We start from the raw sequence: 12,123 nt of genomic DNA on the forward strand, positions 1-12,123 counted from the left end.
CCCCGGCATAGGTGTTATTTCTCTCCTCGCCCGGCTTGGGGGAGATGGTGGATGAACCAGTATCACTATGTCGTGATTGTCCTGTTTGCGATCTTTGTCCTGCTTGACCATTTCGGCAAGGGACACCGGCTGGATGACGTGCCTTACTGGCGGGCGATGGGCGTGTTTTCCGCCATCCTCTATTTCACCATCCTCACCTACGCGCCGTTCCTGTGGGACGGGCTGCTGGGCCAATACCGCCTGATCCCGGCAGACAAGTTGCCGTTCTGGGTGCAAGTTGTCGGCGGGTTCCTCGTCTTCGAGCTGGGCGTCTACCTGTGGCATCTGGGCCTGCACAAGATCCCCGGCCTATGGCGCTTCACCCATCAAATGCACCATGCGGCCGAACGGGTGGACATCTGGGGCGCGTTCTATTTCCACCCGCTCGACATGGTTGGCTGGGCGCTTCAAGGGTCGCTCTCGCTGGTATGGGTCTTCGGGCTTTCGGCCGAAGCGGCCTTCATCGTTGCTGTTGCCGCGACCATCCCCACCATGTTCCAGCATACCAACCTTCGCACCCCCGTGTGGCTCGGCTATGTCCTCCAGCGGCCCGAAAGCCATTCGATCCACCACCAGCGCGGGGTGCACGCCTACAATTATGGCGACATTCCCCTGTTCGACATCATCTTCGGAACCTTCAAGAATCCCAAGGATTGGGAGGCAGAAGCCGGGTTCCACAAAGGCTCGACCAACAAGGTCGGCAAGATGCTGGCGTGCCAGGAAATCTGAACAGAAATCGTTTGAAGGGATCGTTCCGCCGATGATGAAGGCACTCCTGATTGGCCTTGGCAGCGTGAGTGCGTTCGCCCTTGCCGCGCCTGTCGTGGCCAAGCCGGTGCCCCGCAATGCCCATTACGTCGCCATGGGATCGTCCTATGCCGCCGGAACGGGCCTCGGCGGGATCAAGCCGGGCACGCCCCAGCGCTGCGGCCGCAGCCCGAAGAGCTATTCCAGTCTCGTCGCAGAGCGGCTGAAGCTCGATTACGATGACCAGACCTGCGGCGGGGCGACCACGGCGCATATCCTGGGCCCGTGGAACGAGCTTGCCCCGCAGATCGACGCCGTGAAGGCGAATACCCGGCTGGTTACGATCACCATCGGCGGGAACGACCTGGGCTATGTGATGAACCTGATGCTGGGTTCGTGCCCGCCGGGCGGCATGATGGTCCAGGGGACCGCCCGCGCCTGCTCCGCTCTGCGCCCGCCTGCGACGGAGGCCTATGCCAAGCTGGAGGGCAACCTGCGCAGGATCGTGCAGGAAATCCGCCAGCGCGCGCCCAAGGCCCGCGTGATCTTCGTGCAATACGTCAAGCTGGTGCCCGATACCCCGTGCGAAGTGCTGGGGCTCACGCCTGAGGGGGCGATCCTCAACCGCGAGATTGGCGAGCGCCTGGCCGCCGTCACCGCCCGGGCAGCAGAGGCCGAAGGGGCCGAGGTGCTCGCCGCGCAAGACCTATCTCGCCAGCATACCGCCTGTGATGCCGCACCGTGGAGCGTGGGGCCCAAGCCCACCGGCCCCGATGGCAACGCATCATGGCATCCGACCGTTGCCGGCCATGCCGGGATTGCCGATGCGCTGGTGAAAATGCTGCGCCGCTAGCGCAGCTTGGCAATCCCGATACCGTCCAGCTTGGCCCGCTCCTTGGTCGATTCCTCGGAGCGGTTCAGCGCCTTGGCAATTTCCTTGAGGCCCTTGCCCTTGCCGGCGAGCGTGCGCAGCTTGGCCACCTCTTCGGCCTTCCAGGGCTGGCGGTGCTTTTCGAACTTTTCGGCCATCACTCGGCCTTTTTCTTGGCAGCGGGCTTCTTGGCGGCGGGCTTCTTGGCCGGGGCTTTCTTCTTGGCGGGAGCCTTCTTCTTCGCGCCTTTCTTGGCCGGGCCCTTCGCCGCCTTCTCGGTGATCAGCGTGATCGCCTCTTCCTCGGTCAGATCTTCGGGCTTCTTGTCACGCGGCAAGGTGGCATTGGTCGTGCCGTCCGTCACATAGGGGCCGTAACGACCGGCCATCAGCTTCATCTCGCCCCCGCTTTCCGGGTGCGGGCCGAAGGTCTTGAGCGGTTCGGCCGCCGCGCGTGCGCCCCGGCCGCCGCCGTTCGCCGCCTCGGCCAGCTTGGCAACCGCCATGTTCATCCCCGTCTCGAAGATTTCGGCCGTTCCGCGCAGCTTGGCGTACTTGCCATTGTGGGCGAGGTACGGACCATAACGCCCGAGACTTGCGGTGATTGGCTCACCCGTTTCCGGATGATTGCCGATCGTGCGCGGCAGGCTGAGCAGCTTGACCGCCCAATCCAGGTTCAGTTCGCCAATGTCCTTGGGAATGGACGAACGCTTCGCCTCCTTGCCGCTGCCCATTTCGATATAGGGACCGAAACGGCCCGCCTTGCGATTGATCGCCTCGCCCGTTTCGGGGTGCTTGCCGATCTCGCCATCCGCTCCGTCGCCCGATCCGCCCGGCTGGGCGAACTTGCGGGTATATTTGCATTCCGGATAGTTGGAACAGGCAACGAAGGCCCCGAACCGCCCGCCGCGCAGGGCCAGCCGGCCCACGCTGCACTGTGGGCACTGGCGCGGATCGTGGCCATCGCCCTTGTCCGGGAACAGGTAGTCGGACAGGAACTCGTCCAGCGCTTCGGTCACTTCCGAAGGCTTGCGCTCCATCACCTCGTCGGACTTCGGCTTGAAGTCCTTCCAGAACTTGGCGAGCAGTTCCTTCCAGTTCTCGCGCCCGCCCGATACGTCATCGAGCTCATCTTCCATCCCTGCGGTGAAATCGTAAGCGACATAGCGCGGGAAGAAGCGTTCGAGAAATGCAGTGAGAAGTCGGCCCGATTCTTCTGCGAAGAAACGATTTTTCTCGGTCCTGACGTAGTTGCGGTCCTTCAGGACCTGCAAGGTGGCGGCATAGGTGGAGGGACGGCCGATGCCCAGTTCCTCAAGCTTCTTCACCAGGCTCGCCTCGGAATAGCGCGGCGGCGGCTGGGTGAAGTGCTGGTTCGCCTCTACCCCCTGCTTGGCCGGCATATCGCCCTTGTTCAGTACGGGCAGCAGACCGCTTTCATCCTCGTCCTCGCCCGGCTTCTGGTCGAGCGTTTCGTCATAGACGGCAAGGAAGCCGGGGAACTTCACGACCTGGCCGGTCGCGCGCAGCTCGTGCCGCCCGGTCGCCTCGCGCAGGGTTACCGTGGTCCGTTCGATCGAGGCAGAGGCCATCTGGCTGGCGATGGCGCGCTTCCAGACCAGCTCGTAGAGCCGCGCCTCATCGCCGCTGCCGAAGCTGTCGCGCGTGAAATCGGTTGGCCGGATAGCTTCATGCGCTTCCTGAGCATTTTTCGCCTTGGTCTCGTAATGACGCGGTTTTTCCGGCAGGTAATGCCCCTTGTACCGGTCATTGATCGCCGCCCGGGCCGCCTGGATGGCGCTGGGATCCATCTGCACGCCATCGGTACGCATGTAGGTGATCGCCCCCGCCTCGTAGAGGCTCTGCGCCACGCGCATGGTGTGGCTGGCCGAGAAGCCAAGCTTGCGCGCCGCTTCCATCTGCAGGGTCGAGGTGGTGAACGGCGGCCAGGGGTTGCGCCGGGTGGGACGCACATCGACATCCTCCACGCGGAAGGCCCCCGCTTCGACCGCAGCCTTGGCCCGCTCTGCCGAACCGGCATCGCCAAGGCTCAGCTTGTCGAGCTTCTCCCCGTCGAACCGCACCAGACGTGCCGGAAAACGGGTACCGTCATGTTCAAGCTGGGCCAGGACCGACCAGTATTCCTGCGGCTTGAACACCTCGATCTCGCGCTCGCGCTCGCAGATCAGGCGCAGCGCCACCGATTGCACGCGCCCTGCGCTCTTGGCACCCGGCAACTTGCGCCACAGCACTGGCGAAAGGGTGAAGCCGAACAGGTAATCGAGCGCGCGGCGGGCAAGGTAGGCATCGACCAGGTCCTGATCCAGCTCGCGCGGCTGGGTCATCGCCTTGGTTACGGTCTCCTTGGTGATGGCGTTGAAGGTTACGCGCTGGACGTCCTTGGGCAGCGCCTTGCGCTTGGCCAGCAGCTCGCGCACGTGCCAGGAGATAGCCTCGCCCTCGCGGTCAGGGTCAGTGGCGAGGATCAGGCGGTCCGCTCCCTTGGCGGCATCGGCGATGGCCTTAACCTGCCGCTGCTTGTCGCCGTAAAGCTCCCAGTCCATCGCGAAGTCCTCGTCCGGCCGCACCGAACCGTCCTTGGGCGGCAGGTCGCGAACGTGACCGTACGAGGCGAGAACCTTGTAGTCCTTGCCGAGATACTTCTCGATGGTTTTGGCCTTGGCGGGGGATTCGACGATGACAAGCTGCATGGCGCTGAACGGACTTTCCTACGCGTATGTGTACACGCGCGAGGGTGAGAGGTTCGGCGTGGCTCCGTCAAGCCACTCGCTGGAACTGCGTCGGTGCTTCTGGCATAGGCGCCGGCGATGAGCGCAAACCCTCCCGAACTCGATCAGGCCTTGCGGATATTCTCCGCCGGGCAGCGCCCGCAGGCGGTGACCATGATCGAGGGGCTGGTGGCACGCGGCATGCCGCAGGCGATGCTGCTGCTGGGCCACATGAAATGGGGCGGACACATCGCGCAGGATCCTGTCGGCGCGCGCCGGCTGTACGAGCGGGCCGGCAGTGCCGGGTCGCACGACGGAGCCGTGGCGGCGACCAACCTGCTGGCCAGCGGCATTGCCGGTGAGCGCAACTGGCTGGCGGCGCTGGAACGCCTGAAGTCCGAGGCGGCAAGCGACCCGGCCCGCAAGGCGGCGCTGGACCTGCTCGGGGCGATGGAACTGGACGCATCGGGCAACCCGCAGAGCCTGCCCGATGGCGATGTGTTGAGCGACAGCCCGCAGGTGACGCTTTACCGCGGCGTCTTCAGCCCGGCCGAGTGCGCCTATGTGCTCAAGATCGCCGAGCCGGGATATCAGCCTTCGATGGTGTACAATGCCCAACGCCAGCTGGTGCGCGATCCGATCCGCAGTTCCGATGGCTCGGTGCTGCACTGGCTGATCGAGGACCCGGCGATCCATGCCCTCAACCGCCGGCTGGCGTCGCTGGCCGGCCTGCCGCCTGAGAACGGCGAAGCGGCGCAGGTACTGCGCTACAATCCGGGGCAGGAATACAAGCCGCACCACGATTTCGTCCGTGCCGCAGAAAACCAGCGCACGATGACCGCGCTGGTCTGGCTCAACGATGGCTATGACGGCGGCGAGACGGCGTTCCTGCGAACCGGCCTCAAAGTGAAGGGACGCAAGGGCGATGCGGTGGTTTTCCGCAACACCCAGCCCGACAGCAGCCTGGACCCGATGAGCGAACACGCCGGCATGCCGGTGAAGCGCGGCACCAAGCTGCTTTACAACCGCTGGATCCGGGAAGCGCGCTGGCAGCCCTGAGCGAGCGCTGGCGCCCTATCCTGCCAGGCTGACCCGTCCGGCGGCATGGCGCAGCAGCCGGCCAGCCAGTTCCAGTTCCAGCAGGGCAAGCTGGACTTCGGCCGCAGAAGCGCCCGACTGGCGGATCAGTTCATCGACCGAGACCGGGGCAATCGTCAGCAGGCTGGCGATGTCGGCAGGCTGGGCGGGTTCCGCTTCGGCACGGTAGAGCGGAATGTCCTGGCTCTCGCGGAAGCGGCTGCGCGGCGCGCCGGTGAAGCCCTGGAGCAGTTCGATCACGTCTTCGGGGCGCTGCACCAGCACCGCACCATCGCGGATCAGCTGGTTGCAGCCGTGGCTGCGGCTGTCGAGCGGCGATCCGGGAATGGCCATGACCTCGCGCCCGAACTCGCCCGCCAGCCGCGCGGTGATAAGCGAGCCGCTTTTTGGCGCGGCCTCCACCACCAGAGTACCCGCGGCCATCCCGGCGATGATCCGGTTGCGTGCGGGGAAGTGCCGGGCCAGCGGCTCGGTGCCGCAGGGCTGCTCGGCAATCAGCAGGCCGTCGCGAGCGACCTCTTCCTGCAGGGCGGCGTGCTCCGGCGGGTAGGAAATGTCGATGCCGCTGGCGATCACGCCCACCGTGCCCCCGCCGCTGGCCGCGCCGGAAAGCGCGCCCTTGTGCGCGGCGCCATCGATCCCGCGCGCCAGGCCGGAAACGATCGTGCAGCCCTGCCCCGCAAGCGCGGCGGCAAAATCGCGCGCCAGCTTCACCGCCGCTGCCGAGGCATTGCGCGCGCCGACAATGGCGACGCAAGGCCGCGATGCCAGCGCGGCATCGCCCCGCACCGTCAGGATCGGCGGTGCACCGTCGCATTCCGCCAGCAGCGCGGGATAGTCCGCCGAATCGTGGAACAGGTAGCGCGCCCCTGCCCGCCGCACCGCTGCAACCTCTGCCTCGATGCGGTCTGCGGGAGCGGCCCGGTATCGCGCCCCGCCCCGCGCCGCGAGATCGGGCAGCGCCTCAAGCGCGGCGGAGGCAGTGCCGAAACGGCGCAGCAGCTGGGCATAGCTGACCGGCCCGACATTGGGCGAGCGCAACAGGCGGATGCGGGCAAAGGCCTCGTCCTGCGAAAGGTCGAGCGCCGGGGCCACGCTCATCCCTTGGAGCCTACCTTCGGTTCGGTGCCGGCGCGCAGGCGGGCGATATTGGCCCGGTGCAGCCACAACACGAGCAGGGCGAGGATTGCCAGCGCAGGCACATAGTCACCCAAGCCGAAGGCCAGGGCAGCAAGCGGCGCAGAGACGGCCGCGCTCATCCCCGAAAGCGACGAGATGCGGGTGATGGCAAGCATGCCGAGCCAGACCACGGCGTAAACGAGGCCGATCTGCCAGCCGAGACCCAGAGACACGCCCATGAGCGTGGCCACACCCTTGCCGCCGCGAAACTTGAGCCAGACCGGGAAGCAGTGCCCGATTACCGCGGCAAGCCCGCCAAGCGCCGGATCGCCGCCGGGAAGCTCGCCAGCCAGCCAGACCGCGGCAAAGCCCTTCGCCAGGTCAAGCAGGAGGGTTGCTGCCGCAAGCCCCTTGCGCCCCGTGCGCAGCACGTTGGTGGCGCCGATATTTCCCGAGCCGATCGAGCGCAGGTCCCCCGCACCGGTCAGCTTCGTCAGGATCAGGCCGAAGGGCACCGATCCCAGCAGGTAGCCCGCGATGAGCGTTGGCAGCACGGCATTCAGGTCCATCGATTTCCCCCGTTTCCGCACAGCCCCTTAGCGCCTTCGCTTGCATTCGCGCAGCGGAAAAATAGGTATGCGGCCGATATGGCTCATTCTCCCGATCCCGCCGCCCCGGTGCTGCTGTTCGATTCCGGCGTCGGCGGGCTATCCGTGCTGGCAGAGCTCAGAAAGGTGCTGCCCGAGGCACCGGTGATCTATGCCGCAGACCTTGCCGGCCTGCCCTATGGCGAGAAAAGCGAGGCGGAGATTGCCGCGCGCGTCTGCGGATTGCTGGGTCGCCTGTCCGAACGATACCAGCCGCGGCTGATCTGCATCGCCTGCAACACCGCCTCGACCATTGCCCTCGCCATGGTGCGCGATGTGCTGGAAGTGCCGATCGTCGGCACGGTCCCGGCGATCAAGCCCGCTGCGGAAATGACGCGCACCGGAGTGATCGGCCTGCTGGGAACGGCGGCCACGATCCGCCAGCCCTATGTCGACCGGCTGGAGGTGGAATTCGCCAAGGGGAAGACCCTGCTGCGCCATGCCGCCCCCGAACTGGTCGGTGCGGCAGAGGCCAAGCTGCGCGGGGAACCCGTGGACAGCGCCGTTTTCATGCGGGCTGCCGAGGGCTTGCGCCGCCAGCCCGGAGCTGAGCGGATCGATACGGTGGTGCTGGCATGCACCCATTTCCCGCTCGTGAAGGATGAGCTGGCGCAGGCTTTCGGCCCGCAGGTGCACTTCATCGACGGGGCAGCGGGGATTGCCCGTCGGATCGCCGCCCTTACTGCCGGCCAGCAATTCACCCGCCCTGACCCCGACTGCGCCCTGCTGACCGGCAAGGACACTGCCCTTGCCGATGCGCTGGCACCGGCCTTCGGGAAGTTCGGGATTTCCCGGATCCTCATGCTATAGGCAGGGGGCAAATGACCCGTCGCATCAACCTGTTGCTGCTTGCCTTGCTGCTGATCCTCGGCGGCCCGGTGTGGTACCTGCTGCTCGACACCAGCCCGTGGCGAGTTCCGCCGAAAGACCTGCGACTGGCAGAAGCGCGTCGCCTTGCCGAGGCGATGCCCGGTCCCCGGCCTGAGCGCATCAGCCTCGACATCGTTGCGTGGAAGCGTGTGCCCGGCAATCTCTTTGCTGCAGGATCGGGCTTCAAGCGGCGTCTGATCGCGGTGATGGCCTTCCGCCTCGATGTGCCCGGCAGGCCGCCGATCATGATCGATAGCGGCATGACCCGCGCCTATGCGGACGAACTGGGCATGGAAGCCTTTGACGAACCGGCACAGGCCCGCGTCAACAAGTCGCTGCGCGAAGCCGGGACCATCCTGTTCACGCATGAGCATGCCGATCACCTCGGCGGGCTGGCCGCACTGGCGGGGGCCGAAGGGGGCGCGCCGCTGTTGTCGCGCGTGATGCTCAATCCCGCGCAGGCAGCAGCCACGACGAGGCCCTCGTCCTTCCTGCCCTGGCCGCAGGGAACGGCCATTGCCCCGCGCATCGGCGCTGCCGGCCCGCAAGCCGTTGCGCCGGGCGTCGTAGTGATCCCCACGCCGGGCCACACCCCCGGATCGCAGATGATCTATGTCCGCCTGGCGAGCGGCAAGGAGTACCTGTTCGCCGGGGACACGGCAGTCCTGGTGATGAACTGGCAGCAGGAGCGCCCGCCCTCGCGGCTGCTTTCGGACCGCCTCGTCCCGCAGGACCGCGCCGCGATGGTAGGCTGGCTGCGCGCCTTGAAGGCGGAGCATCGCGGCACCCCCGCGCTGGCGATCGTTCCGGGGCACGATTCCGATTGGATCCTCGATCCCGGTAACGGCATGGGCTTCCAGCGGATCGGCGACTGAACGCTACACAAAGTTTCTGGCAACCGGGGCGCGGATCGTCTAAAGGCGCGCCATTTGACGGGCCAGCTATCTGGCCGACAAGGACAGCGGCGCGTGAATTACGACAAGATTTTCGATGCAGCGATCGAGCGACTCCACTCCGAAGGTCGCTATCGCGTTTTCATCGATATCCTCCGGAACAAGGGTGCCTACCCCAACGCGCGCTGCTTTGCCGGTCATAACGGGCCCAAGCCGATCACCGTCTGGTGCTCGAACGATTACCTCGCCATGGGGCAGCACCCCAAAGTGATCGAGGCGATGGAACAGGCGCTGCACGATGTCGGCGCCGGTTCGGGCGGCACCCGCAACATCGGCGGCAACACCCATTACCATATCGAGCTTGAGGCCGAACTGGCCGACCTGCACGGCAAGGAAGGCGCGCTGCTGTTCACTTCGGGCTATGTCTCGAACGACGCGACGCTCTCCACCCTCGCCAAGATCCTTCCCGGCTGCGTGATCTTCTCGGACGAGCTCAACCACGCCAGCATGATCGCCGGCATCCGCAATTCTGGCGCCGAAAAGAAGGTGTTCCGCCACAACGATCTTGAACACCTGGAACAGCTGCTGGCCGAAACCGATCCGGACGTGCCCAAGCTGATCGCCTTCGAAAGCGTCTATTCGATGGATGGCGATATTGCGCCGATCCACGCCATTTGCGACCTGGCGGACAAGTACAACGCGCTGACCTATATCGACGAGGTTCACGCCGTTGGCATGTACGGCCCGCGCGGCGGCGGCATCACCGATCGCGACGATGCGGCCAAGCGCATCACCATCATCGAAGGCACGCTGGGCAAGGCTTTCGGCGTAATGGGCGGCTATATCGCAGCTGATCGCAAGATCATCGACGTGATCCGCTCCTATGCCCCCGGCTTCATCTTCACCACCTCGCTCAGCCCGGTGCTGGTCGCGGGCGTGCTCGCCTCGGTCCGCCACCTCAAGAGCTCGAGCGTTGAGCGCGATGGCCAGCAGGCCGCCGCCGCCTTCCTGAAAAAGAGCTTCGCCGATGCCGGCCTGCCGGTGATGCCCAGCACCACCCACATCGTGCCGCTGATGGTCGGCGATCCGGTGCGCGCCAAGCAGATCAGCGACATCCTGCTCGCCGAATACGGCGTCTATGTGCAGCCAATCAACTTCCCCACCGTGCCGCGCGGAACGGAGCGCCTGCGCTTCACCCCCGGGCCTTCGCACAGCGAAGCGATGATGCGAGAACTGACTGAAGCGCTGGTCGAAATCTGGGAACGGCTGGAACTGAAGCTCGCCGCCTGAAGGCGGGATTGCTCCGTTTCGGGGCCGCATCAGTTTACAATGGACCTTCCATGAAAAAGCGATAGGCTCCCCCATCGCCCTGACGGGTCGTGCCTGCAGGGCTGGTGTCGCAACCGGGATATGGGAGGGGATGATGGCCGAAAACTGGGCCGCCGACGTCAGGAAATATGCGCCTGACGCAGACGAAAGCATAATCGCCGGAATCGTCAGGTACTGCGGGATCGCGCTGCGAAATCGCGATTCGGCGCTGGTGAGCTTCTCCGATCCCACCGAACTCGCCCGGGTGCGCACCAATTACCTGAAGAAGAAGCTGGGCCTTTCCCTTGCCGACGATGTGCTGGACGAAGCCATTGCCAAGGTTGGCGCGGCGATGAAGGGCGATCGCACGAAGAACCGCGTCACGGTCTATTACCTGCTGGCCCGGGACTTCGACAAACTCGGCCTGTTCGCGAAGAAGCCGGGGGCGAAGGCCCCAGCTGCGCCCAAGGCAAAGGCCAAGCCGGAGAAGGCAAAGGCACCGGCCAAGACAGCTTCCGCCAAGGCCGCCACTCCAAAGGCTGCACTGGGCAAAACCCCAGCTGCGAAGGCGCCTGCCGCAAAGGCGGAAAAGCCCGCGAGCGCCACGAAGGTTGCGGCCAGCAAGGCAGCACCGGCAAAAGCCACGACGGCCAAGGCTGACACGGCCAAGGCGACAGCCACGAAGGCCGCACCGGCCAAGGCAACGCCCGCTGCAAAGGCGGCAAAGGCTACGCCTGCCAAGATCGCCGCCGAACCGAAGGCCGCAGCCAAGGCCCCGGCAAAGAAGAAGGCCGCCCCTGCCAAGGCTGCTGCTGGCGCAGCGGGTGTCGCCACGCTGGCGAGCCTTGGCACTAAGAGCAGGAAAGCCGCAAAAGCTACAGTCGATACCAGCGAAGCGGCCGTCACTGCTGCTGCCGCCACCGCGACCAAGGTCGCGGCTGTCGCAGCAGGCGCGGCGGGTGCCGTCGCGGCAACCGCAGGCAGCGTTGCAGCCAAGACGGCCGATACCGCGGGCAATGCCCTTGCCGGAGCGGCAGACCTTGCCGGCAGTGTCGCCTCGGGCGCGGCAGAGGCGGTTGAAAAGGCCGGTGCCGCTGTCGCCGGCGTGGCTGGTGCGGCAACTGCCGGAATGGCTGGGCTGGCATCGGGCGCAGGCGATGCCGTGCAAGGCCTGCTGGGCGATGAGGATCGCGAAGGTGGTTCAATGAACTGGCTGTGGTGGCTGTTGCTCCTGCTGCTGCTCCTGCTGGCGATCTGGTGGTTCTTCCTGCGCAGCCCGGCGGTCAGCACAGAGGCCGATGCCCCTGCCGTGAACGCAGCCGCGGCCGGCGCTGCGGCAGCCCTGCCCGCCGCATTCGCTTCCGCCCCTGCGGAAGGCCAGGCAGCCATTCCTTCGGGCGAGGGCGTGACGGTGGAAATGCGCGAGGGCAAGCCGGTGGTGAAGGTCTATTTCAGCACGGGCCAGACCACGGCTCCGGCGGCACTCACCGAAGCGGCAGGCGGCCTGAAGGCCTATCTTGATGCCAACACCGGGGCCGCGCTCGCCGTTTCGGGCTACAACGACACCAGCGGCAATGCGGCGGCCAATGCCAGGCTTTCCAAGGAACGCGCACAGGCGGTGAAGGCGGCGCTGCTGGCGGCGGGTGCTCCCGAAGCTGCCGTCACCCTCGTGAAACCGGAAAACACGACCGACACCAGCGTTCCCGCCGCAGCGGCGCGCCGGGTGGAAGTTTCGGTGAAGTAATCGGCATGGAGGGTGGAAGCCGCTGCGCTTCCGCCCTTCCCCCCGCCCGGCCAATTGCC

11 protein-coding genes are annotated in these 12,123 nt (G+C 65.9%); 7 read left to right on the forward strand and 4 right to left on the reverse strand.

Annotated elements, in window-relative coordinates; genetic code table 11:
* Positions 1-51 precede the first annotated feature (51 nt).
* Entirely contained in the window at positions 52-768 is a 717-nt protein-coding gene (locus C0V78_RS03930) for a sterol desaturase family protein (RefSeq protein ID WP_101796526.1), read from the forward strand.
* Between the two features lie 31 nt (positions 769-799).
* Positions 800-1,639: an SGNH/GDSL hydrolase family protein gene (locus C0V78_RS03935; protein ID WP_101796527.1), complete on the forward strand. Its 840-nt coding sequence runs from the start codon at positions 800-802 to the stop codon at positions 1,637-1,639.
* Here the strand turns inward: C0V78_RS03935 and C0V78_RS03940 are convergent.
* Positions 1,636-1,815, reverse strand: coding sequence for a hypothetical protein (locus C0V78_RS03940; protein ID WP_101796528.1), 180 nt, complete (start codon positions 1,813-1,815; stop codon positions 1,636-1,638). The two genes, C0V78_RS03935 and C0V78_RS03940, sit on opposite strands and share 4 nt — an antisense overlap.
* On the reverse strand, positions 1,815-4,367 hold the full coding sequence (gene topA / locus C0V78_RS03945; protein ID WP_101796529.1) for a type I DNA topoisomerase: 2,553 nt from the start codon (positions 4,365-4,367) through the stop codon (positions 1,815-1,817). Before topA ends, C0V78_RS03940 begins: the two co-directional genes overlap by 1 nt.
* 117 nt (positions 4,368-4,484) lie before the next feature.
* Between topA and C0V78_RS03950 the strand changes: the two genes are divergently transcribed.
* Positions 4,485-5,444, forward strand: coding sequence for a 2OG-Fe(II) oxygenase (locus C0V78_RS03950; RefSeq protein ID WP_101796530.1), 960 nt, complete (start codon positions 4,485-4,487; stop codon positions 5,442-5,444).
* Positions 5,445-5,459: 15 nt separating this feature from the next.
* Here the strand turns inward: C0V78_RS03950 and dprA are convergent, their stop codons facing one another.
* Both dprA and plsY read right to left on the reverse strand, forming a co-directional pair.
* Positions 5,460-6,584: a DNA-processing protein DprA gene (dprA, locus tag C0V78_RS03955; RefSeq protein ID WP_101796531.1), complete on the reverse strand. Its 1,125-nt coding sequence runs from the start codon at positions 6,582-6,584 to the stop codon at positions 5,460-5,462.
* The gene (gene plsY / locus C0V78_RS03960; protein ID WP_101796532.1) at positions 6,581-7,171 is read right to left on the reverse strand and encodes a glycerol-3-phosphate 1-O-acyltransferase PlsY; all 591 of its coding nucleotides are present in this window, start codon (positions 7,169-7,171) and stop codon (positions 6,581-6,583) included. The genes dprA and plsY overlap by 4 nt, the downstream gene beginning before the upstream one ends.
* 78 nt (positions 7,172-7,249) lie before the next feature.
* On the opposite strand from plsY, the gene murI reads away from it, so the two are divergent.
* The 4 genes from murI to C0V78_RS03980 all read left to right on the forward strand — a co-directional run bounded on the left by murI (position 7,250) and on the right by C0V78_RS03980 (position 12,064).
* Positions 7,250-8,059, forward strand: a complete 810-nt coding sequence (murI, locus tag C0V78_RS03965) for a glutamate racemase (protein WP_101796533.1) — start codon at positions 7,250-7,252, stop codon at positions 8,057-8,059.
* Between the two features lie 11 nt (positions 8,060-8,070).
* Positions 8,071-8,994, forward strand: coding sequence for an MBL fold metallo-hydrolase (locus C0V78_RS03970; protein WP_101796534.1), 924 nt, complete (start codon positions 8,071-8,073; stop codon positions 8,992-8,994).
* A gap of 93 nt (positions 8,995-9,087) precedes the next feature.
* Positions 9,088-10,302: a 5-aminolevulinate synthase gene (gene hemA / locus C0V78_RS03975; protein WP_101796535.1), complete on the forward strand. Its 1,215-nt coding sequence runs from the start codon at positions 9,088-9,090 to the stop codon at positions 10,300-10,302.
* Positions 10,303-10,435: 133 nt separating this feature from the next.
* Entirely contained in the window at positions 10,436-12,064 is a 1,629-nt protein-coding gene (locus C0V78_RS03980) for a DUF2853 family protein (protein WP_144039830.1), read from the forward strand.
* Positions 12,065-12,123 lie beyond the last annotated feature (59 nt).

This window comes from Novosphingobium sp. TH158, assembly GCF_002855555.1.
In the GTDB taxonomy this organism is placed as follows: Bacteria; Pseudomonadota; Alphaproteobacteria; order Sphingomonadales; family Sphingomonadaceae; genus Novosphingobium.

What these genes read in the sequence shown, in the direction of transcription:
- C0V78_RS03930 (WP_101796526.1), top strand. Translation starts at nt 52, where the DNA reads ATGAACCAGTATCACTATGTCGTGATTGTCCTGTTTGCGATCTTTGTC.
- C0V78_RS03935 (WP_101796527.1), top strand. Translation starts at nt 800, where the DNA reads ATGATGAAGGCACTCCTGATTGGCCTTGGCAGCGTGAGTGCGTTCGCC.
- C0V78_RS03940 (WP_101796528.1), bottom strand. Translation starts at nt 1,815, where the DNA reads ATGGCCGAAAAGTTCGAAAAGCACCGCCAGCCCTGGAAGGCCGAAGAG.
- topA (WP_101796529.1), bottom strand. Translation starts at nt 4,367, where the DNA reads ATGCAGCTTGTCATCGTCGAATCCCCCGCCAAGGCCAAAACCATCGAG.
- C0V78_RS03950 (WP_101796530.1), top strand. Translation starts at nt 4,485, where the DNA reads ATGAGCGCAAACCCTCCCGAACTCGATCAGGCCTTGCGGATATTCTCC.
- dprA (WP_101796531.1), bottom strand. Translation starts at nt 6,584, where the DNA reads ATGAGCGTGGCCCCGGCGCTCGACCTTTCGCAGGACGAGGCCTTTGCC.
- plsY (WP_101796532.1), bottom strand. Translation starts at nt 7,171, where the DNA reads ATGGACCTGAATGCCGTGCTGCCAACGCTCATCGCGGGCTACCTGCTG.
- murI (WP_101796533.1), top strand. Translation starts at nt 7,250, where the DNA reads ATGGCTCATTCTCCCGATCCCGCCGCCCCGGTGCTGCTGTTCGATTCC.
- C0V78_RS03970 (WP_101796534.1), top strand. Translation starts at nt 8,071, where the DNA reads ATGACCCGTCGCATCAACCTGTTGCTGCTTGCCTTGCTGCTGATCCTC.
- C0V78_RS03980 (WP_144039830.1), top strand. Translation starts at nt 10,436, where the DNA reads ATGGCCGAAAACTGGGCCGCCGACGTCAGGAAATATGCGCCTGACGCA.